The following is a 22,917-nucleotide window of genomic DNA, read 5'->3' as shown; positions in this document are numbered from 1 at the left end:
AGTAGCTGGTGGACGTGCTCACCTACGCGCATGAAAATCTTCCTGTCCTCCCCTCCCGTTCGCGAGATGATGCCCGTGGGAGCCGCCTCCCTGAGTGCAGCCAACCCTCGAACCGGGAGAAGCACATGGCTAGTTCAGAGAACCAACTGCGATTCCGTTTGTCCTACGACCTTGTCTTGTGCGCGAGGTGCGGGATCAAGCGAGTTCGCGGTGTTGACTGCGCCGACTGTGGAGCACGCCCTGCTCCGTGGGAGATAGATCGTCGCGCCGCGGCGCGTCGGGCTTCGATACGCGCTACAGCCGAGTTGCTGACCTCTTCTCCAGTGGAACTACCTCCAAGTCCGTTTCAAGCTGCTGAAATGGAGATGCTGGTCAGGCGACTAGAGGCATGGCTCTATCGATTCTTCGCTGCCGTTCGCTCGGCAAGCCAAGCCCTTCCCGGGTCCGACGAGACTCTTCGAGATGTCGTTCAGGAACTGGTGAATGAGCGCGCGCTGGTATCCGCCGCTGTTCGGCATCGCCCGTACCTACCCTTGGTGGACGGCGCGAGAGCATGCATTGAGCACCTCGTAGAGACAGTAAGTTCATATCTATCTGCGCTAGACGCGCCTACGCCGCTAGAAGCGCAGCGTCACGCAGATGTTGCGCAGAAACGAATGGACGCCTCTGGTGACGTCCTGGGTATGCACATGGAAAAGGTTAACCGGCTCAACGAGCTGTTGGAGGTTGATAGCTTCCAAGATCAGATGGCTGTGTTGCTGCAGCAGTCAATGGTGGAATTGGGGGCAACAGACCTGACGGAGCTTAGCGTGCTAGCCGAGACTGAGGTTGCGCGAATCCTCGGGATTCCCCCTCAGTATGGGCATGGGGGCGGTCTGCAGTTTGCCCTACAGCGGGCCCTGATGATCGCACACGGAGACGAGAATAGATTTGAGCGCATCGTAAAGGGAAGTTTCGAGACATTGTCCCGGAATCCTGAGCTCCTTTCGAGTCTGACGGTGAGTCCTCACTTTAAATCTGATTATGAGGCAGCGATACTAGACCTGTTCGACGCATCCTCTCAGGTCGCGCAGGCAGTGAATGACGGAATACCGCGCCAAGTGGGACGATCTCTGGTTGATATCGCTGCGACCTTGGTGGAGGGGGCAGGGCAGCTAGTCGCAATTTCCCTTCTGACGGCGGCGGGGCAAAAATCCAGGCCCTATGATAAGCTCCGGCAAGATAATGCAACGGATCTGTTGCGCAGTGCTCGCACACGTCCCGCGATGGAGGATTTGCTAGGTGGGTTCAACCTAGATTTGCGCACAGCTCAAGCGCATCGAATGGTGCGCTATCTGGACGACGGGGTGCATGTAGAGGTTAAGTCCGGCTCTCGGTCGCTTTCCTGGGGTGAACTGATCGATGAGATCATCGAAACTTGCGAAAGCGCCATGGGGTGTCTCGTTGGCCTCACGCTTGCATTGAATCAACTAGACAATATGAACCTTGTCGATGCGACCAATTATCGTTCTTTTGGAATATCTTCAGCCGTCATGCTGAGTGTGGGAATGTCAGGCATGGGCTGCCAAGAAATTTTCCTGGAGGAGCATCAGGATTCCTGGACGGTTCATCTAGAAGCGCCAGAAGGTTCGCTATTGACTGTCTTGGTGGGGGGAATATCCGCCCTAATTCCCGACGGCGTCGAGACTCTCACCCTTAACGCCAAGCGCGAAGATGGCTGGCACATCCTGAGTGGCCCAGTATCGCTCCTGCGCGCTTTCCTGGATCCAGTCGATCGAGATGGCGACAACTATGGACTTGCCGCTGCACGGTTTCAGCGGGTCTGGGCGTACGACGGCCAGCCCTGTGTAACAGCAGCTCAGGTTCGTTGCTGGGCAGGGTGGCAGGCCATCGACGCGATTAGTGGCGGGATGCGCAGTGTGCCTAAACTCCGTGCCCTGCGTGCGTTTGCCGTGGAAGTTGAAGACCCCGAGCTCGCCGAGTCATTGTCTGCAGCGATCCGCTATGTAAGGTTGGGGGATTCTGTGGAGCACGAGGTAGGCGTTGTGGTCGCCAAGCTTGGGACTTGGGCAAGCACGGAAATCGAGTATGCGCCCATCTGAATACCTGCTTTGGGTTGTCCCGCAGCTACTGCAATTGGGACCGCCATCAGCGACCGCTGCGATGCGGTTGGCGGAGTCCCGACGGCTCGGCTCAACTTAGTTCGGAGAAGCCTTTATCCGTTGCCCAGTTCTCATCATTGACGTTGCAGACAGGTCTCGTCCGGTCGAGATTCACGAAAACCTTGGTGACCGGATCGAAGAGGCTGAACGCGAGGGTTGGCTTGGCGCTCGACTCGAGGCTAGAGCGGAAAGAATTCTCCGTATTTATAGGAATACCTCTCTTTGAGCAGATCGCTGCTCGCACTAGCGAAGCGAAGGCCCCTTGAGGCAGATGTAGGAAGTCTGAACTTCCCCAATTAGCTACCTCGGGGTCGAGAATTGATGATCACTCCTTATTTCTGTGCGCTCAGAGTCCAATGGGACGACTCATAGAAGGGAGCGTGGCCGTCGCGAGTTGGGATGAAGCCGATCTCAACCGCAAGCGCGAGGCGCTTGTGTGCTTCCGACCGCGAAATATTCTCCCGGACTTCGATTTCGGCAGCGAGTTCGGCGCGGGAGATGCCGCGGATCACCATGAAGTCGGCGTATTCTTTCAGCCGAGGAACGATGTCTCGTTTCCATTTTGGGGAGAGTCGCCGCTTGATGTCGGAGAAGAGTTCCTCTTCGCGTCTATCTCTCTCGTTCATCTCGCGGAGCATTTCAGGTGTCGCCGCAGACCGTACTTCAGCCTTACTCATGACGGCCCGCTCAGGAATGGGGCCGCCCCAGCCCCAGCTGGCGGGGACCCAGCTCCACGTACCGTCGGGTGCTACCTCCACCGAGTCCGGCACCATCATGAGCGCCCTGGCCAGAAACGGGTATCGCCCCTTCATGACGGGAGGGATCGCAGTGGCATAGCCCTCCGGGCAATGCGCGGTCACCTGAAGGTCGGGCACCGTGAACCCGCCGGTCACAATGTGGACCGGGACGCAAACAGCCGTGTCCGTCGTCCTGCACGTGATCGCGATCCGAAACCGGGGCGGGTACCCCTTCCTGCCAACGGCAACGAGCTGGTCTGACTGCCAGTCCTCTTCGCCGTCGTGGAAGGACGGCACCGCTTCAACCCAAGTCCACGGTGGGCGCTCCGGAGGAGTCGTGCTTCTCCGCGCAACAACGTTCATAGGCGACAACATAATTGGCCCGCGCTATGTGCGTGGAGGGTTTCATGTCTCGGGTTTCACAGTGAACTCCGAAGACTTGAAAGCCTGGACTTGGCGGCGCCGTGTTGGAACCGTTGAGGACACGGCAGCGGCCTTCACATTCACGCCGTGGCAACCCAATCCGGTTCGCAGGAGTCTTCGATGATCAAGAAAACCTCGAGCGAGGTATCCACGCTCTTCACGCCACAGAGCTCCCGCTGGTCCGCGGGCGAGGGGATTGCGTGCATGGTCGCCGGCGAACTCTCCGTTGGTGCTGCGATCTTCGCTTGGTCTGGCGTCGTCACCTCCAACCGCCAGTTGCTGGCCCTCGCCGGATCCCTCGTCATCGCAGCAGGCATCGCCGCCACAGTCTGCCTCACGCTCCGCAAGGAGCGTCTCAGCATCAACGGATGACTCCCGGAGCCTAGTTCGGAGAAAGCGGCAGACCGGTAATCGCGGCCCGTCTGCGTGTCCACGTGGTCGCGGAATTGTCCATCGAGCCGGTCGGCCTGCTCGGTCAGCCGGTCGGAGAGCACCAGCAGGGTGCATGCGTCGAGCTCGCCGCGCTGGCGGGCCTCCTTCTGCCACTGCTCGGCGTTGCATCGCAGCATCGCAGCATCGCGGTGATGTCGTCGCCCGCCACGTACAGGCGGCCTACCTCGTCGGCGCCGGCGTCCAGCAGGGCGAAGTAGTCGTGCGGCCCGGCTCACTCACTGTTGTTCCGACTCTCGCACGCAGGAGGGGCAGCCGAGCTCGCTGCGGCCCGGCTCGAAGGGCGCACCGCACACTAGGCACGTCGGCTTGGTGGGCGAGACCTCGGCGCAGAAGAAGCACAGGGCCACTAGGCCGCCGTCCGCATCGGCGTACGCCGCGGTCATGACCCCGTGCATTACGGTGTCGCACCCACAGCGGTCGCAGCATTCCCCCAAACGCCCGCTCCCCGTCAGCACGTGCTCGAAGGCCGCGTCGGGCACGCGCCGTCCCAGCTCGAGCAAGGCGTGTACGGCGAGCGTGTAGGCCAGGGGCGGGTTGCTCCAGCAGAAGTGACAGCGCGGCCGGGGGCCGCCGATGACGAGGGCGAACTGGAAGCATTCGCCGCACCGTACGGTGTTCGCACGCACTGGCTCAAGCACGGCGCGCAGACGCTTCAACCGCTTCCTCGCGAAACTCTCAATCGATTCGAGCTTTCCGCGGATGGTGGTCATCTCGTCCTGTACAGCGACGAGTTCTTCCGCGGTGAGTGCCGGAAGCAGCTCCTCGTCGAGGAATCGGATAAGGAAGTCGAGCGCCGCGGCGCTACGCGCTTCCACCGGTCCCACGGTCGCCGTGGGTCCGGTCAGCCCGTAGTGCTGCAGCGCGTTGCGGTGCTGCGCCAGCTGGGTCAGGATCCGCATGTCCTTGTCGTCGATGACCACGCCAGCGATGTCGCGCAGCCGCTGCAGCGTCTCCTGGGGGGTGCAGCTGGTGAGCGTGCCGCCTTCCAGGGCCTTGCGGGTGGCCTGGCCCGGGTCCTTGAAGACCAACGACCAGTGCTCCAACTGGAGTCGGGCCTTGAGCAGGACCTCGGCGCCGGCGGCGAGGTGCAGGATGGCGTACTTCAGCGCCCGCTCCGAGACCGGGTCGGGTGCGAGATGTTCGGTGGCGCTCAGCAGGTAGTCTAGGCCGTTGGCGATCGGCGGGAAGTGTACCTGTCCGCCCGCGTCCGCGGAGACGGGTCCGGCAGGTCGCTGCCAGTTCTCGGTGCCGCGCGGCGTCGGCGGCACGGCGCCGGTGAAGCCTGTGCTGTGCTCAGGCACCGGTAACCGCCGTGCGCGGGGCCGTTGGGGCGTGCGCCGTGTGGTCCGCGGTGGCGGACGCGGCGGTGCGGTCCCGGTGAGTCGTCATGATCCAAGGCTATCGGGCTCACCTACCACAAGGACAGCTATGGTAGGTGATGCTCGAATGCGCACGTGCCGCCCTGAGGGCCGAACTTCTGTTGGGCGCACGATCAGTCGGGGCACTTCGGTTGCCGGCCGGGCATCGGCTTGAGGAACCGCGTCACGGTGGGATCAAAGGCTTGCGGGGGAACATCACCAGATCGCCTACACCGGCAGGAACGGGCTCGGACTCCCGTGCCAGGAGATACGCAACGCGTCGCGGGCCCGGGTGGTGGCGACGAAGAGCTGGTTGCGGCTCTTCTGGAGTTCCCGCTCGTAGCGCCTGGGGTCGCTGGTCGCGTACTTCTCGACGATGGTGCTGCGCGGGAGGATGCCGTCGCTCGCACCGACGACGGCGAGCTTCTGGTACTCCAGTCCCTTGAAACGGTGCATGGTGCCGATGTGGACCTCGCCGCCGCCCTGCGGCCCCTCCTTGGTGAGGGTCGCCGTGGTGATGCCGTGCTTGATCTCCAGGTCGGCGGCGACGCGACCAGCCATGTCGCTGTCGGCGACGCACACGGCCATGGTGCCGCTGGGGTCGCGTACGGTGCCGTCCTCGGCGGGCCGGGTGATCTCGGCGCGCCATTCCTTGAGAGTCCCGGCGAGCTGGGTGATCTCGTCGTTCCAGTCGGTGCAGGCGGCGAGTTCGGGGGCGGGGCCGTGGAGCAGGGAGTGGTAGCCGCTGAGGGTGTCGGTCCCGTCGTCGAGGTCGTCGTACGTGGTGTCGCCGACGACCTTGGCGGCCTGGTCGAGGATCTCCTGGGTAGTGCGGTAACTGAGGGTCAGCTTTGAGGCGCGGCCGCGGATGTTGATGCCGACGGTGGAAAGGGTGACCTGGCGGTCGTAGATGCGCTGGTGGGTGTCGCCGGCGATGAAGAGGTCGTCGGGGCCCGGTGCGGACATCGCCCGGAGCATCTTCCAATGCGCGGGGCTGAGGTCCTGGGCTTCGTCGACGACGATGTGCTGGTAGCGATGGCGCAGATATCGCATGCCGGAGCTGTTGTCATCGAGGTGGATCAGGTCTCCGCCACCGATGTCCTGCTTGCGCTCGGCGCGGGCCTGGATCTTGCGGGCGCGCTCGTACTCGTAACGCGCGGCGCGTTCGGCGGCCTGTGCCCAGGTCTCGCGGCTCATGCTGCTGAGGCGCAGGGTGAACTGTTCGAGGAGTTTCCAGATGGCGGCCCGCTCAGGGCGGCTCAGGGCTCGGCCCATGCCGGCGCGGCGGGCCTTGAAATAGTCCTGCCGGGTGGCGAGGGACTGGCCGAGGACGATCTGCTGCCACTCGTCGAAGATGAACTCGGCGTCCCAGCGCTGCTCGTCGTGCTCGAAGAGGACTTCCCGCAGGACGTTCTGGGCGGGTTCGTCGCCGATCACGCTGCGCTGCGATCCGGGTGCGACGTTTTCGTTGAGGACGCTCTGGGCGAGCTGGTCGATGTGCTTGATGTCGACGCGCCCGAGCAGCTCGGGCCCCATCAGGGAAGTGAGCCGGGAGCGCAGGTCGGCAGTGAGGTTCTTGGTGTAAGTGGTCAGCAGGATCGGCTTGTTGTGTCCGGAGGGCAGGGCGGCTGCGAGGCGGGCGACACGGTGAAGGGCGACGATGGTCTTGCCGGTGCCGGGGCCACCGCTCACGCGGGCAGGGCCGGTGTACTTCCGCTCGACGATCTTGCGCTGGGTGGGGTGGAGGTAGACCTTCCAGGCTCGGAAGTCACCCTCGGCGAGGACGTTGCGGATGTCGTCGTCGACGGTAGTGACCGCAGTACGGGCCAGGGCGGCCGCCATGTCGTCTTCGAAGCCCGGTTCGAGAACAGTGGCGGCGGGGCGAGTGATCTCCTGTTCGATTTCCTCGAGCGGCATGCCGGAGCCGAGGCCGGTGAGGATCTCCGCGGTCAGCCGAGGCGCGCTGGCGATCAGCTGGTCGAGTTCGTCCTCGCTGGTCACATTGAGGGCGAGGTCGATCAGCGCCTCGGCAACGCCGAGCCGACGCAGGTCCTCGGCGGAGTGTCCGGCCAGAAGTGGTGCGGTGTGCGGGGCGGTGGCACCCTCGGTGGGTGGCGCGTGCTCGGGGGTAGCCGTTGTTGTCTGTTCTTCGGGCGCAGGGGTGAGCTGCACCCCTGCGCGCTGCAGCACGCTCTGGCCGACGACTCCGAGGTCGACGAATTCGATCTCACCGGTGATCCGGTTGATGGCGACGGTGAGTTCTTCGTAGACATCCTTGCGATGCCGGACGGCGACGATCAGCCATTGCTGGACCCCGTCGGCACCGGTGCCGGCGCGGGCGAGAAGCGCTCGGTACGAGCGGTCGATCTTCGCGCGGAAGATGCGGCCGTCGCCCTTGAGGGGCTTGAGGTCGAGGCTCGGGTGGTCGGGGTCGTTGCGGAACTGGTGGCAGAAGTCGTAGAACTTCGTTTTGACCGACGAGTCCATCTTGTAGAGCTCGTTCTCGGCCTTCTGGTACAGGCTCAGGCGTGCGGTCATCGGTCGGCACTCTGTTCGTCGAGGTCGGAGGCGGCATCGGGGCGGGTCGTCGCGTCGGGGAGAACGGTGAGGAACTCGCCGATGTCAGCGAGCCACTCGTCGGCCGACCGCACGGTGAACCCAGCGTCGCGGTAGGCACGCCAGGTCCTGTCGCTCTCTTCGTCCGCTTGGTCGTGCGCCTCGGCCATCACCGCGATCCGTAGCCCCTGGGCAGAGTCGTACCAGGCGAAGTCCGCGAGCCAGCCGCGCTCGCCGAGCTCGTAGCCGTACGCGGGGGCCTGTTTGCCGTGGTCCGCGAGGGTGTGGGCGAGGCGGGTGAGGGCCGCGTCGGGTTCGTCCTCGTCGAGGAATTCGAGGATCTCCTGGTCCCAGAGGAGGTCGCGCAGCGCCGCTTCGGCGGAGGAGTCGCCCAGGTGGTGGTCCGCCGAATTCTGCGGCACAGCAGTTCCGGTGCCGAACTCGACGACCAGGGACTCCAGTTCCCCGATCCCGCCGAACGCCTTGAGGACCGAGGTGTCGAACCCTCCGGCGGTGGACGTGGTCAGCTGGACGCCGTCGCCGCCGTCGTGGACGAGGAACTGCAGCAGGTTGGACCACTGCAGCCAGGCACGCCAGCGCGCCTTGTGTTCGGGGGTGCCCAGTTGGTCGGCGACGGTGTCGTCCAGGCAGACCAGCGCGGTCCACCGCTGGGAGGCGGCGTCCACGAGGAAGGCAATGGGGAGTCCGACCTGGTCACTGGTCTGGAACAGGCCGAGGGTGCCCTTGTCCTGGACCGGCACCGGATCGATGCCGTCGGCGCGCCCCCAGGCGTCCAGGAGTTGGTCGAGCACCTGGCGAGTCCGCTCCGGGGTTCCGTTGGCGACGAGTGGGTCGTTGCCGGTACCGAGGAGTCCGCCGGCCACGGCGGACGCCCGTTTACCCCAGGCCGCCTCGTCGGGGCTGCGCAGATAAGCGAGGAGCATGCTCATCGGGTCGGTGAAGACGGTCGCGGACAGGTCGTCGCCGTCCTGTGTGTGCAGCTGCCGGGCGAGGTCCTGAGCGCTGCGCGGGTATGGCGGCCACACCGGCTCCGCCGGCTCCCGGCCCGCTGCCGCACTCGGTGCTGTGCCCGTCGCCCGCTCGAAGACGTCGAGGTCGTCCCAGGTCAGCTGGAAGACGATGCGGCCGTCCGCGCGCAGCCGGTTGCGTTTGTCGGCGTCGCCGGCGAGCCGGTTGTGACGGCGGGAGGCGTGGAAGCGGTGGCCGTCCAGGTAGACGGTGATCTTCTGCTTGGGGCTGTCGGTGCGTTCGAAGGTGAAGTCGGTACGGGTGAACCCCTCGTTGCGCTGGGCGGTCAGCCGCCAGCCGTGGACGGTTCCGGCGTCCTCCAGGCGCAGGTAGCCGCTGTTGTCACCGCTCTCGTCCAGGTCGGTGTCCTTGCGCTGTGCGGACCAGCCGCGCAGAGCCTTGAGGAAACGGGCTTCGAGGTCGGATTCGACCTGTCCGTCGAGGCCGATCCGGTCGGTGTTGCCAACCGGAACGGTGTCCCAGGCATCAGTCTCGGTGCCGAGGAGTTCGTCGAGGATTTCCAGGGCGGCCTGCTGGGAGACGCTTTCAATGTGTCGTTCGTCGGCGTATCGGTACAAGCACCGGTGGCAGGCAGACCCCTGCTCCTCCCTGCAGGGACACTCCACCATGAGCCGCCGGGCGTCTTCGAGGACCTTCCGGAATGCCGCCGGGTCGGTGAGACGGTCGAGGTAGCCGGTGCCATGAGGGAGGCGGTCGTAGAGGACGAGGAAGTGCCGCGTCTCGGCGGTGTCGCGGTCGGGCATGGTGGCGAGCGTGGTGTCGAGGTGCTGCGGGTCGCCTCCGAAGGCGGCGTCCATGCCGAGCCGCAGGGCGGCCTGGAAGGAGTGGACCTTCTCCTCGACGAGAACCGTGGCCGCGGGCAGCAGGATCCGCAGCGCCTCGGTCGTCAGCTCGTGGGCGAGCAGTACGGGTTCCTGCGGCACGTCCGCCGTGCCGCGTCGCTGCGGGCACCAGGGCGTGTGGTGCTTCAGCGCACGCTGTCGGTTGGCGGAGTTGTCGACGGCGTCGCGGTCGTCGTCGAAGACGGGGCGTCCGTCTGCGCTCGCGGCTCCGCAGGCGGTGCACACATGGAACGGGGCGATCCGCACGGGCTTCCCGGCGATCTGGTCGTTCTCCTGCGCCCCGATGCTGAGCGGGCCCGCGTTGATCTTCCGGATGACGGCACGCCGCGTGTAGTCGACGCCGAAGATCTGCTTTTTGTGCCGCCAGGACTTGCCCTGTGCAAAGTCGCCGGGGGCGATGTCGACCATGTCGATGGTCGTGTAGAAGCGGCGGTCTCGGTCGTCGCTCTCGTCGCCGATTCTGGCGTCCTCCCGTTTGTCGCGGGCGGTGACGACGGTGGGCTGGACAATCTGCCGCAGGCTGCCGGAATCCGAGATGCCGGGGTCCGCGCAGCGCGGGCAGGGCGAGATGTCACTCTCGGCGTTCTCGGTGCGGACGTAGCCGCATGAGGGGCAGAACCGCCAGTGACGCCAGTCCTGGTCCCTGCCGGTGACGATGTCGATGCCGGTGATGCGGTGTTTGTAGCCCTCGGCGTAGAACGTGTTGCCGGGGGCGAGTTCGGACAGCGCGAAGCCGCGCGGTCTCTCATAGCGATACGACTTCGACTTGTAGATGTCGCGTCCCTCGGCAGTCTTGCCCTCGGGCCAGTAGACGGTGGCGTCCAGGATGGTCACGGCGTCGATGAGGGCATAGTTGGGCAGCAGGCCGAGGTCGCACAGAACGTCCTGGGCGGGCCTGCGCTGTCGGGCGGCGCCCTGCTTTGAGGTGGCGTGCAGTTCGGCCTCCAACTCGGCCTTCGTGCGCGCCTGTTCCTCGTCGCCGTCCCTGAGTTCATCAATCGCAGCCCGGATCGTACGGATCCGGGTGCGCAGCTTCTGGTTGTCGCGCTCCCACGCGCGCTCGGCCTTCTCCACCGCGCTGCGGATGCCCCGCACCGCGTACTTCTCGAGCTCATCCTTGGCGGTCTCGCTCACTCCGGTCGGGAAGAGCGCGAGGAATCCGGCGACGAGATCCTCGCCGTGGGCGAGCGCGGCCTCGGTGAAGTCGGTGAGATAGCCGGAAGGGCCGAAGAGTTCGTCGACCCGGCGCGACAGGGCGGCCAGCGGCTTGCCGTCCTCGCGCAGCAGCCGACCGCGAGCGGCCAGGTCGAGGAGGTGCGCGGTGTACTGGCGCCGCAGGATCTCGATGGCGGAGAGGTAGGAGCCGGGTGGCACGATCCGCCCGTCGATCATGTCGCGCGGCCGGTCCAGGAAGTACAGGTCGCGGCGGGACCGGTCGGGGATGGTGAGCAGGAACGCGTTGCCGGTACGGCGCCCGGCCCGCCCCGCCTGCTGGGCGTAGTTGGCCGGTCGGCGCGGCAGCGCGCTGAGGACGACGGCGGACAGGTCGCCGATGTCGATGCCCATCTCCAGGGTGGGTGTGCAGGACAGCACGTTGGGGTCGTTGAAGCCTTCGCCCTTGCGGAAGGCATCCTCGGTGCGTTCCCGCTGGGCACGTGTGAGCAGTCCGGTGTGTTCGGCGGTGACGACCTGGTACGTGCCGGCCCGCCGGTACAGGCCGCGGTAGTAGTCGTTGCGGTAGTCGCGGTCCCGGTCGTGCCGGTCGACGGTCTCCAGCCACTGGTCTCCTGCCACGAGACGGCCGGATGCGCAGCGGTAGGCCGGGCACGGCTGGCCGTGGTACTGCGCGAGCAGAGAGGGGTGTGTGGTCTGCTCCCAGAAGCATTTGGGGCAGCGTACGTACGCCTCGTTGACCTGCGAGTCCGACAGTAGTTGCAGTTGTACGGCGCCCGGCTGCAGTCCGTGGAAGCGGGCCGCGGTGTCGCGCGGCGTGCCCGACGCGATCAGCCCGGCGTCGGTGAGCCGGGGGAGCAGCCGCACCCAGAAGTCATCGGCCTGTTCCCGGGTCATGCCGAGGCAGCGCTGCGCCCACGTCTGGTACCAGGAAAGCCGCCCGGCGGCGACGTCGAACCCGCTGCCCGTCTTGGGTCGCGCGAGCAGGAAGCTGGGCGCCGATACTCCTCTGGGGAACGCCTTCATGCCGCGCGGGCGGCCGCCCCAGATGAAGAACCGGCTGGTGCCCGCCTCTTCCAGGTACTTCTCCAGCCACCGGTGGCCGAGCGCGCCGCGCGTCCGCAACCGCTCCAGGAAGGCCCGCAGGAAGGCCAGATAGCGCGCGTCGTCGTGCGCGGTGAGGGGGAGTCCGTGCTGCGTGGACTCCTCGTGCGCGGCCCGTACGAGCGCCAGGGCGGCCTGCTCGTCGGGGATGTCCACCCAGGCGGCCGCGGTGCGGGTCAGTTCGAGGGTGCGTCCGTTGCGGGACCGGAGGCCGAACTCCATCACGGCCTCGAACGCGAACCGCTCCCCGATAAGGTCCCAGGTCCTGCGATCTCCTCCGCGCCCCTTGCCGGACAGGAGCCGTGCCACACCCGTGACGTCGTGCAGGTCCGGCGGCACGACGGCGGCGAGGGTCTCCCGGTCGGTGGTCGCCTCCACGACATCGGCGACGAGGTCGTTCAGGGCGAGCGCCCGCTCCTCCTCCAGGTGCTTGGTGAACAGCGCCCGCAGCGAGAACGTGTACGACCGGGACGCGACGAAACCGGCCCGGTGCGCAGCGTCCTGCACCGAGTCGTTGAACATCAGCGTCTTCGTCTCCCGCTGCTCCTTGTCCATCTCCCCGCCGGTGAACAGCTGGGTGACGGAGGCGGCGGCGAGCGCGGCCGAGCCCGTACCGACGAAGCGGATCGCGTTGTGCGTACCGCAGGCCGGGCACCAGTCGTCCTTGGCGGCTCGTTCGGCGTTGTCGCCGAGCTGGACGAGGATGAACGCCGAGTCGGGTCCGGCCGGTCGAGGGTTGCCCTCGTCGTCGTAGTCGCCCTGCGGGTCGGGCAGCCTCAGCCGCTGGGTCTGCCCGTCGAGGACCATGAGGACGCCTGCGCCGCCGGTGGTCAGCGACTTCTGGGCCGCCCGGTCCATGGCGGTGCGCCCGTTGCCCTCGCGGGCCTCGTTGTCGGTGGCCGCGACCAGCGTGCGCACCTTCGCCTTGGCGGCGGTGACGGTGGCCCGGCGGATCTTGTGCGCCTCGAAGCCCAGCTCCTCGAAGTCCGACTCGGGCGCGAGAACCGACCAGCCGGAGCGGCCGCACTCCCGGCAGTACACGGCGGGCAGGAACACCTTGGTGTCCTGGGACGTGGTGGTGTCAGGGGTGGTACGCGGCTGCCGCGCCGACCCGGCCGCGTCCCACGCGAACTCCGCTCTCGGCCACGGCAGTACACCCCGTAGCATCCGTGTCACGGACCGGGCCCACTGGTGCACTTCGACCTGCACAAGCGGGCGGCTGATCCCGCTCGGCGCGTCCGGGTCGCGTGCTACGGACAGAAGCGCCACGAACCGGGCGAGGGCGGATGCGGCGATCTGCGGCCGCGTCGTGATCGCCTCGTCCCACGCCTTCGCCCCGCTGCGGCGCATCACGTCGAGAACCTCGTCGTACGTGTGCACCGAACCGTCGAACGCCTTCAGGACCGCGTACGTCAGCCGGTTCCGCTTCAGCGCGGCACCGAGGACAACCGGATCGGTGATGCGGATGCCGGTGACGGCTTCGGTGAGGTCCGAGAACGCATCGGGACTGGAAGCCGGATCGGGCATCACGGTAAGCGCCTCGGGCGGCGGCACCTCCCCGGGCAGGAACTTGGCGTCCGGGATGAACTCATCCACCGTCAAACGGTCTTCACCAACGATCGCGTCCTCGGTGAACGTGCTGCCGAACACCTGGGTCGCCACGTCCAGGAGCCGCCGTACTCCGGCCTCGTCGGTGCCGGACGCGAGCGTTGCGGAGGTCGCGACGGGTGTGATCGACCCGAGCGGCTCGTCCTGCCGGGCCGCCCCGACGGCGACGGCGAGCCGACGCAGCAGCATGGCGACATCGGTGCCCTGTGCGCCGTCGTACGTGTGAAACTCGTCGACCACGACGTACCGGATGTCGCTGCTCTCCCACAGCGGTGCGTCCGACGCCCGCTGAAGGAGCAGGTCCAGCATCTTGTAGTTCGTGATCAGGATGTCCGGCGGGGACAGCTGCATGTCCTGGCGGCGGGTGTAGACCTTGTCGTAGTGGGTCGCCGCCTTGTCCCCGATATACAGCCCGGCGCGCACGCCGCTCAACTCGTCGTACTCGGTGAGCAGGTCGTTGATACGTCCCGCCTGGTCGGTGGCGAGGGCGTTCATCGGGTAGAGGAAGACGGCCTTGACGCCGTCGCCGCCGGCTGCGCGCTCGCGGGCGCAGTGATCGAGGACGGGGTACAGGAACGACTCGGTCTTCCCGGACCCGGTACCGGTGGTGACGAGGGTGGGCTGCGGTATGCGGCCGTCCTTGCTGGTCAGGCGGGCGAAGGCGCGGGCCTGGTGCGCGTACGGAGACCAGCCGTCGGTACGCCGCCAGTCCAGATGCTGCTGCCAGCCCTCCTCGGCCCGGGTGAAAGGCGTACGGAGCCGGAGGTACGGGCCCCGGAACATGCCCGTCGTCTCATTCCCTAGGAACGTCTCCAACGCCTTACGAGCCCCCTCGTCCGCGAGACCGTAGGTCGTGGACAGGTACTGGAGCAAGCTCTCCTTCAGCCCCTGCGCTTCGAGCGTCGGCCTCATCGGGTCGGAACCTCCATGGTCTCCGGGTCCCACAGACCCTGGGCGACTGCCTCATCGAGGCGCTGCTTGAAATAGGCGTGCGCGGCGCGCATCTCACGCTCGCGGTCGGCCTTGTAGAAGGGGGCGGTGTAGCCATCCGGGACGGAGCTGGCGTCGGGTGCTGCCAGATGCTCCACCAGAGCATTCCAATGCTCGCTGGTCTGCCCGGTGCCGAAAACCCACCTATCTGCGGCAAGTTGCCGCCCGCGCGCGTCGAAGTACATCTGCTCTTCACGGCCAGACAGCACGTCCAGGCGTGCTTGGTACGCGGCGATCAGTGCGTCTGCGGGAAGCCCCATCCACACAGCGGCCAACGCGTCGAGCTCAACGAGCGCGGCGCGGCGTTCGAACTCCGTGCGGAGTGGTGTGCTCCACGACCAGCGGGGTTCCACCGCGTTCAGCGGCCGGCCCGTCCACGGATTTGCCCACTCCTCGCGAAGCCAGGAAAAGCGGAACTCCGACTCCCACAGGTCTGCGTAGGCACTCGAGAGACAGTTCAGGCGGGCCGATCTGACGGCTAGGGCTCCCGCCAACGGGTGGTCCGGGGAGGGAGCAGGGAGCCGCTGGACGCCGGGTTCTCGGAGGTCCTTCATTCCGAAGGCACGCAGCATGTAGTCCAGCGGGATCGCCGACCAGAAGCCGGCGACCAGCAGTAGATGCTGACGATTCCGGAAGGCAAGACTGTGGACGGCGTCCACATGGGTGGCCCCTGGAGGAATGATCCCGGCTTGCAGGACCCTCTCCGTCTTGCCGTCGTTCCGGCGCCGAAAGGCCAAGCGGTAGTGTCGGGCATGGGAGAGCCCCTGCCAATCCTTCCATACCATAGCCATGGACTCGAACATGGCCCGATCACATGCCCTGGCCATCTTGGTGGCGGGAAAGAAGTCGGCTGGGACGGAGGTCAGGTCGATCCGCGCCCCCTCTGATTTAAGTTCGGGGTCCTCCTTGCAAAAGGGTGTTCCAGGACCGATGTGCGGGCCGTGCAGGATCGCTTCATCCCAGGAATGCGGACGCTGGCTTCGGTAGTTGATGTACCCCGCAGTGCGGTCGCGCTCCTCGTCGTAGCCACGGCTCATGCTGATCTCGTCGCGGGAGAGCCGAACGGGATACTTCGCCATCAGAGCGATCGCATTCTGCTCACTCTGCGTCAGCGGATACATAATCTGCGCCTCCGCCGCCGGGAACTCGCTGCCTTGCTGCTCACTCCACAGGGCGAGAGTCTCTGCGTTCACATTGATGATCCGCGCCCGATGCGGCCGGGTGTCGTACTGCCCGTCGAACCTTAGACCTGGTTCCGGACCAGATCCATCGTGTCGCAGGGATTCTGTTAGCACATCGGCCCTGTAGAGGAAGCTCAGGTGCTTGAAGTTAACCCCTTGACGAGGGCCGTAGATGTTGGCTGCAAACTCCTTCTTGTGTCCAACAGGTTGCGGGAAGGCCCAATTCGAGACATTGACATAGGCTCCGTGCACACGCAGCCGGCGATACGCTTCCGCACGGATTCGCCGATTCTGCTTCCCACTCAGGTGACCATCGGGGTGTACCAGCCCGATGGCACCCGTCGCGGCCGCATGGTCCCAGCATTGACTCATGAAGCGCGAGTGCAGGTGCGCCGGTGTCCCCGCGAGAATCGGGTACACGACCGCACTGGAGTAGAAGCTCGCCAGGGCTGTGTCCGTGGCCGCGTCTCGGAGTACCCGGATGCGCCACTCGGGCACCTGCAAGACACGATCGCGCAACTCTGCCTCGCGCTCCTGGGTAAGGCTCTCCTGCAGCGTCAGGTGGGGTTCGAACTCGGAGAAACTGGCTGTACGGTTGAACTTGATCTCCACCCAAGGCGGGTTCCCGACCTGGAGGTCGAAACCTCCTACTTCACTTGAGAATACTCCCGCAAAGTCCAGCTCCCAGTGCAGGAACCCCTGTTCCTTCGCGATATCCCGCACCACCCGCATCCACGGATATCGCGTCTCCACGGCCTTTCGAGCATCGTCCATGCCCATCTCGCCCTGGATGGCCCCTTCGAGGACCTTCAGCTCCTCCAGGGAGTCAACGGAGGTGGCGAATGTTTCCTCCGGGACCGGGCCCGTGCCAACCATGGATTCCAGGAAGGCAAGCCAGTCGTCCAGGTCCTTCAGAGCGATGACGGGGCGGCGCTCCGCCGTTCCGCCGCCCTTCTTCGGCGTCGACGGCGTGCGACGCCTCTTAACCTGCGTCTTCTCGACCAGTTCACTCGCGTCCGCGCGCTCTCCGAGGGCCAGCTGGTCCCCGTTCAGCGCGAACAGCAACCCGCTCTCGACGTACTGAGGTTCAGACGCAGGTTCCACTTCGCCTACCTGCGGCACCCCCGACGACAACAGCGCATCGACCGTTACCACTGGCGACGTCTCGTACTCCGCGTCCGTCCCGTCGAGCAGCCCCACTTGGTCCAGCGGCCAAAAACACAACGCACACCACGCGTCCATGACCTGCTTGAGCCGCCAGTACGGAGAACCTTCTGCGTCGAACAAGTCTTGGAAGACCTGCTCCTTGGTCAGCGGCAAGGAGTCCCCCTCCGCGTTCCTTTTGTCACGGCGTAGGAACGCGTACTCCTCCGCATCCTCCTCCCGCCCGGCCCCCCACACGTCGATAGTGCGGGCAATCTCGCGCTCACTCAGCTCCATCCGCTTGGCGACGAGCTGCCACAGGAACTCCACACGCTTGGCCGCCTCCTGTAGCCGCGCGAGCTGGCTCCCTTTGCCACCCGTGGCCTTCGGTTTGGCGCCTACCGATTTTCGCCACTCGGTAAGTCGGTCGAGTTCCGGCTTGGCCGACTGCCCGATGAGATTGCCCGCAGGATTTGCTGGTTTGACCAAGGCGACCGCGCCCCACCCCGGCGTGGGCAGCAGGAACTGGTGCACCGCCCCCTCGGGCAGCGCCTGCTCCGCGCCATCGCCCTCTGTGTCGCGGAACGGCAACTTGACCGGCGTCGTACCTCCGACGGTCCGCTCATTCTTGATGCGGTCCGCTTCGTACACCCATCGCCGCGCTCCGATTAGCGAGTTGCCGCGCCTCAGGTGTAGTCCGAACCATGGTGCGCGCATACCGGGGTGCATGGTGTTCAGCCACAGCGACACCTCGGCGAGCTCGACGCCCGTCGCGTTCAGGTCGATGCCGTACGCGTTGTGCAGCGCGATGTACGCCTTGACCTTCTGTTTCGCGTCCAGCGCCTTCGACGTGTCCAGGCTGACGCCGAGCTCCTCCTGCCGCCGCTTGAGGTACTCGTCGGCGACCTGATTGATCGCCTCGTTGAGGAACGCGCCGGAGCCGAGCGCGGGCTCGCAGATCGTGTACTTCAGGAGGTCGCTAGCCCGCGTCTCGTCCGTGAGCCGGTGCTTGAGAGCCAGTTCGACGGTGACCTTCGTCAACGACTCCGGCGTGTAGTACGAGGCGGACGTCTCGCGGTCGCGTCCGGCCAGCCGGTAGACGTACTCGCCCGCCGCGTACTTCTTCGGACCGCGAAGGCCGTGCTGTTCGGCGTCCTGGGCGGAGTAGACGACCCGGGTGTTCTCCGGGTGGTCGCCCAGCCGGTCCGCGGGAATTAGCCACGAGCCCTTCTCCGGGTCGCCGTACTGCTTGCCGCCCCGCTTCTCTCCCGGCCTTGCGACCTCGGCGAGCTCCTTGTCGGCGATGATGCCGGTGTATGACATCAGGCCCTCGTACACGGCCCCGAGCTGGTTGATGCCAAGGTTGCGGTAGGAGATGAAGCCGCCCTGCCGCCCCTTCGTTCCCGCCTCCTTCATGGTGAGCAGCCGCAGCACCTCGTGCAGGGCGTCGTTGCGCAGCCGCAGGTCGAGCCATCGGGGGTCCGTGCTCCCGTCCTCGTCCCAGGCGGGGTCGAGGATCTGGCTGCCGATGAGGGTGATGCTCTTCGGGTCGAACAGTTCGCTGCGCAGCGCCTCGAAGCGCAGGCCGCGCCCTTGGCTGCGCTGCTCGGCGGGGAGGTGGTCGCCCTGCTCGGTGCCGTGCGAACGGTGCCCGAAGTTGACCTTGTTGAAGAGGACGTCGAGGGACGCGTACAGGTGGAAGCCGGTGCGGCTCTCCTCGTCGACGAGCTTCCGCTCCCTCGCCACCAGCTCGCGCAGCCGGGCGACCGAGTAGCCGGCCTCGTACGTCGAGTCGTCGGCAGGCAGAATGCCCAGCTCGGGGCGGGCCTCGGCGTACAGCAGGAACAGAATGCGGTACAGATAGCGCAGGGACTCGCGGGTGAGCTGCCGGGCGAACGGGCCCTGTGTGAGGTCCTCGATGTCGCGCGGCTCGACGCCCGTCTCACGCAGCCGGGCGAGGACCTCGTTGGCGATGATCTCGACGGAGCGCTGGAGTCCCTTGCGCAGCTCGGAGTTGACGCCGACGGCGTTGTCGCGGGACGCCTTGACGATGGCGTCGACGCGGCGGCCCCTGCCGTCGGCGCGCGGTGCGAGCAGGTCGTGCGAGAAGAGGGCGGCGAGGAGGGCCAGTTCGCCGGACTTCGCGAGGTCGTTGCGGGCGAAGGCCGCATCCAGGTTGGCGGCCAGGTAGCGGCCTTCCGCCCAGGCGTTGCGGTCCGCGAGGACCAGGACGCCGCCGCACAGGAGCAGGACGAAGCGGGGTGCGTCGCCGCCGGACTCGTACAGCTCGCTCTGGAAGAGCCACCCGGCGAGTTTCTCGCCCGCCTCGATCAGGCCGTCCGCCGTCTTGAGGGGATGGAGGAGGCGTCCGGATCCGCCGTCGGCGTCCAGCGCGTCGTCGAGGCGCTCGGTCCAGCCGCAGTCGAGCGCGACGATGCCGTCGCCGTGCCAGGCGGTCTGGACCTCGTACTCCTTGCCCGCGCTGTGCACGGCGAGCGGACGCGACGTCTTGGCCGTCCCGTCGTAACCGAGGGCGGCAAGCACCTGGGCGTGCCAGGCAGAGACGCGTTCGGGCCACGCGCCGGAGGGGTCGTCGTACGTGCTCCCGAGGAGGTCCTGCTCCTCCTTCACGCGCGCGGCGAGGAACGGGCGGATGGTGGCCTGGTAGTCGCCGCGGAGCCTGGGCAGTGTCTCGCGCGGAGTGGGCCGCGGGTCGAGCTCGTCGGTCTCGCGGGTGGTCCAGAGAGTGAACAGGCCCTCGTCGCCCGCGGTCTTCTTCTTGAGAGTGTTCTCCAGTTCCTCGCTGAAGTAGTGCGCGGAGAGGTACTCGCCACGGTTGGCGAAGGAGTCGTAGGTGTAGCTCATCGTGCGGACTCCTCGGCGTCGTACGCGGTGGCGGTGTGGAGGGGCTCGAGTACGCCGAGCACCCGCAGCATGGGGTCGCCCGCGGTGCGCAGGCGGCGGACCAGGGCGCGGCGGCCGGCGGCCGTGTCCTTCACCTGGTCGTGACGGCTCTGCTGGTTGCCTACGGCGATCAGCGCGGCCTGCTCCCAGACCTGGACCCGGTCCTCGTACGGTGCAAGGTAGGCGTCGACCTGCCTGTCGTAATCGCTGCGGCGCTCGCGCAGATGTGTCTCTGCCGCATCGACGGCGGCGGGGACTAGCGCCTGGAGCTGGTCGGGGTCGACGGGAGTGCCCCGGCCGGGCATGTTCGGGCCGACGCCGCACGCCGCGAGGAACGCCGAGTCCATCCGCCACACGCGGGGGGTCGCACCAGCTTCGGCGAGGCCGGTGACCGCCATCCACTCCACGACCGTGGGCCTACCCGCGGCGTTGGAGTAGACGCCCTGGAGGAGGTAGACCGGGCCGGTGAGGGCGGCGGGCAGCGCCTCGTTGATCTTCTTGGCCTTGGCGGGGTCGGCCTGGTAGGCGAGGACGAACGCCTCGTCGTACTTGAGCTTGGCGAGGACCTTGTCCGTCACCCAGTCGAGGACGGGGTGGATGTCGGAGACGTAGGAGACGTTGGGCCACTGGGAGGTGGGCTGGTCGCCCTTGCCCTGTTTGGCGTTGCGGGCGGCTTCCAGACGATCGGCGGCGTACTGCTTGTCGAAGGTGAGACGGAGGGTGCCGTCGTACCGGGGCGTGGTGAGAATCTTCTCCTGTTCCAGGTACGACTTCGGTAGCTCGCGGAACCGGTACTGCAGGTCGTCGGGTGGAGTGAACTCGATGCGGCCGCCCGCCGTTTCGGGCTTGAAGTCGAGGGCCTCGCGTTCGGCCAGCGGGTAGATGAGGTCCAGCGCTGCGCCGAAGTACGCTTTGGTGCCGGCGAACACGTGGGGCACGTCGGCCTCGGGCACCGGCGCCTTGCCGACGGCGGCAGGTGCGGCCGCGGGGTCGGCGATACGGGCAGTGACGTTGGCGAGGAGCCCGGCGAGGACATCGCCCGCCTCCTGCCGGGACTCCTTGATGGAGCGGTCCACGGTGGATCCCTTGATGAGGTCGCGGGTGAGGCGGTCCTCTTCCTTCTTGTCGTTGTAGAGGCCGGTGACGGCCTCGGCGCTGCCCTCGCCCGTCTCGATCTGGTTGGCCTGCTCCTCGCGGCGCAACAGGCGCGTACCGACGAGCCGGTCGTCGAGGGTGAGCGTCTCGCCGCTGTCCTCGTCGCGGCGCCAGGGCACGCGTGCGGTGAGGGTGATCGCACGGAACTCGGGGCTGACGGCCTGCCCGTAGCGGTCGATACGTCCGTTGCGCTGCTCGATGCGGATGAGGGACCAGGGCAGGTCGTAGTGGAGGAGGTCGTGGCACTGGTGGTGCAGGTTGACACCCTCGGAGGCGAGGTCGCCGGTGAAGAGGAGGCGTACGGGCTCCTCGCGGCGGCCGAAGCGGTCAACGATCTCCTGCTGTTGCTGGTCGTTGGCGGTGTCGCCGTGCATGACCTCGATGGCACCCCCGTACGCCTTCCATGGGCGGGTCGCGTCGGGCGTGGCGGGCTGCTTCGCCTTGAAGCCGAGCCTGTCCGGGACCACACGGGCGAGCCAGTTCAGGGTGTGCACCCGCTCGGAGAAGATCACGACGCGTCGCTCGGAGCGCGGGCCGACACCGAGTTCCTTCAAGGTGCGCACGAGCGCCTCGAGTTTGGCGGAGTCCTCGTCGGTGAAGTCTGAGAGGAGATCTTCGAGTTCTGCCAGTGCGCCGCTCTCAGCGGCGAGTGCGGCACGGCGCTCGGGCTTGTCACTTGCCGCCTTGTGGCGCTTCGGGTCCTCCAGGTACGCGCGGCGGCTCTCCAGGGACTTGCTGAGCGCGACGTGCGAGGACAGGAACGCCTTCAGGAAGCCGTAGGCCACCAGGGGGTCGGCGCATACCGAGGAGCGGGCCGGATCACCGGGGGTCCACCGGTCCGCGAGCCGCTCCAGGACCGCCACCTCCTTCGGTGTCGCCTCAGCCGCGATCGGAAGGGAGGCGCCTCGGTCGGCCCATGGCTTGCCCTTGAGGCCGTCGCGCACCTCGCGGTCGGTCTTGGTGCGCCGGATGTAGAGGTGGTCGAGGTCGGCGACCTTGTAGTTCTTCGGGTCGGCGATGGCCGCCGGGTCGAGCATCCGGATCAGTTCGGCGAAGGACGCGGCGTCACCGTTGTGCGGGGTGGCGGAGGCCAGGATCAGGGCGTCGGTGCGTTCGGCGAGGCGGCGGGCGAGGCGGTTGTTGCGGGTGCCCTTGTTAACGAGGTTGTGGGACTCGTCGATGACCACTGCGTCCCAGTCGATGCTCTCCAAGTGGTGTGAGTAAGTTGCCGACTTGAGGGTGTCGACAGAGACGATGACCCGCTTGAAGTGCGCGAACGGGTTGCGACCCGCCGGGATCTCCTGCTGGACGCGCTGGATACCGGTGGAGTCCAGGCGCACCAGCGGCAGCGAGAACCGCGTCCACAGCTCGCGCTGGAACTGCTCCAGGACGTGCGCCGGAGTGACCACGAGGATCCGCTCGCCACGCCCGCGTCGGATCAGTTCGCAGAGCGTGACACCGATCTCCAGCGTCTTACCCAGGCCGACCACGTCCGCGATCAGGAGGCGGGGCTGTGGGTTGCGCATGGACAGTGCCAGCTCGGCAGGGCGCAGCTGGTGATCCTGCCGGTCCATCAGATAGGAGTCGGCGAGCGCGACACCGTGCTCGGTCTGCGGGAGCGCGGTCTTGCGGATGACCGCCTCCAGGTAGAGGCGGGCCTTGGCATGCCGGGCAGTGTCGTCGGCGACGAGTCGGGTGCGCCGCGGATCGAGTACGTCGATCTGGTCGAGCCCGGAGTAGAAGACCGCGTCGGTGCCTCGTACGAACGGGGAAACGCCGCTGACCTCGACCATCAGTCCGTCGAGGGACCCCTCGACGGACTTCACGAGCCACTGCTCGTCACGGATGCGGACCTGGGCGCCGGGGGCGAAGGTGGGGCGCGTGCCGACATATGGGCCGGTCCGGCCCGGCTCGGCGTTGCTCGCCTCGGGAACCTCGGGCTGCATCGCCGTGGTCACGTGGTGCTCCTAGGGGTGCGGGTGCTCGTGGTCTGCGGAGTGCTCATGTGCGGGTCCGCTCCTTGCCCTGTGTAGCGCACGGGTCTGCCCGTCGGCAGGAGGGGGATGCGGATTGTCGGC

The 22,917-nt window shown here is 66.7% G+C and carries 8 protein-coding genes; 2 read left to right on the top strand and 6 right to left on the bottom strand.

The window, feature by feature from the left end; translation table 11 throughout:
- Positions 1 to 359 precede the first annotated feature (359 nt).
- Positions 360 to 2,102: a hypothetical protein gene (locus AB0F29_RS01410; protein WP_361866585.1), complete on the top strand. Its 1,743-nt coding sequence runs from the start codon at positions 360 to 362 to the stop codon at positions 2,100 to 2,102.
- Between the two features lie 392 nt (positions 2,103 to 2,494).
- Here AB0F29_RS01410 and AB0F29_RS01405 read toward each other — a convergent pair whose 3' ends face one another.
- Positions 2,495 to 3,262, bottom strand: a complete 768-nt coding sequence (locus tag AB0F29_RS01405; protein ID WP_361866584.1) for a hypothetical protein — start codon at positions 3,260 to 3,262, stop codon at positions 2,495 to 2,497.
- A gap of 180 nt (positions 3,263 to 3,442) precedes the next feature.
- On the opposite strand from AB0F29_RS01405, the gene AB0F29_RS01400 reads away from it, so the two are divergent.
- Positions 3,443 to 3,694, top strand: a complete 252-nt coding sequence (locus AB0F29_RS01400; protein WP_361866583.1) for a hypothetical protein — start codon at positions 3,443 to 3,445, stop codon at positions 3,692 to 3,694.
- Between the two features lie 296 nt (positions 3,695 to 3,990).
- On the opposite strand, the gene AB0F29_RS01395 is transcribed toward AB0F29_RS01400, so the two are convergent.
- The 5 genes from AB0F29_RS01395 to AB0F29_RS01375 form a co-directional block, all read right to left on the bottom strand.
- Positions 3,991 to 5,076 carry a hypothetical protein gene (locus tag AB0F29_RS01395; protein ID WP_361866581.1) on the bottom strand — a complete coding sequence of 362 codons (1,086 nt, stop codon included), beginning with the start codon at positions 5,074 to 5,076 and terminating at the stop codon, positions 3,991 to 3,993.
- Positions 5,077 to 5,361: 285 nt separating this feature from the next.
- A complete protein-coding gene (locus AB0F29_RS01390) occupies positions 5,362 to 7,671 on the bottom strand; it encodes a UvrD-helicase domain-containing protein (RefSeq protein ID WP_361866579.1) in 2,310 nt (769 codons plus the stop codon).
- A complete protein-coding gene (locus tag AB0F29_RS01385; RefSeq protein ID WP_361866578.1) occupies positions 7,668 to 14,378 on the bottom strand; it encodes a DEAD/DEAH box helicase in 6,711 nt (2,236 codons plus the stop codon). The genes AB0F29_RS01390 and AB0F29_RS01385 overlap by 4 nt, the downstream gene beginning before the upstream one ends.
- Positions 14,375 to 19,645, bottom strand: coding sequence for a hypothetical protein (locus AB0F29_RS01380; protein ID WP_361866577.1), 5,271 nt, complete (start codon positions 19,643 to 19,645; stop codon positions 14,375 to 14,377). Before AB0F29_RS01380 ends, AB0F29_RS01385 begins: the two co-directional genes overlap by 4 nt.
- Positions 19,642 to 22,797, bottom strand: a complete 3,156-nt coding sequence (locus tag AB0F29_RS01375; protein ID WP_361866576.1) for a DEAD/DEAH box helicase — start codon at positions 22,795 to 22,797, stop codon at positions 19,642 to 19,644. Before AB0F29_RS01375 ends, AB0F29_RS01380 begins: the two co-directional genes overlap by 4 nt.
- Positions 22,798 to 22,917: the final 120 nt, after the last annotated feature.

The organism is Streptomyces sp. NPDC026589 (assembly GCF_040638385.1).
Taxonomy (GTDB): Bacteria; Actinomycetota; Actinomycetes; order Streptomycetales; family Streptomycetaceae; genus Streptomyces.
Note: the sequence above shows the minus strand (reverse complement) of the source record. Positions and strands in the feature narration are given on the sequence as shown.

Excerpts from the sequence above, each read along its gene's own strand:
- AB0F29_RS01400 (WP_361866583.1), top strand. The coding sequence starts at position 3,443 with ATGATCAAGAAAACCTCGAGCGAGGTATCCACGCTCTTCACGCCACAG.
- AB0F29_RS01385 (WP_361866578.1), bottom strand. The coding sequence starts at position 14,378 with ATGAGGCCGACGCTCGAAGCGCAGGGGCTGAAGGAGAGCTTGCTCCAG.
- AB0F29_RS01380 (WP_361866577.1), bottom strand. The coding sequence starts at position 19,645 with ATGAGCTACACCTACGACTCCTTCGCCAACCGTGGCGAGTACCTCTCC.
- AB0F29_RS01410 (WP_361866585.1), top strand. The coding sequence starts at position 360 with ATGGAGATGCTGGTCAGGCGACTAGAGGCATGGCTCTATCGATTCTTC.
- AB0F29_RS01405 (WP_361866584.1), bottom strand. The coding sequence starts at position 3,262 with ATGAACGTTGTTGCGCGGAGAAGCACGACTCCTCCGGAGCGCCCACCG.
- AB0F29_RS01390 (WP_361866579.1), bottom strand. The coding sequence starts at position 7,671 with ATGACCGCACGCCTGAGCCTGTACCAGAAGGCCGAGAACGAGCTCTAC.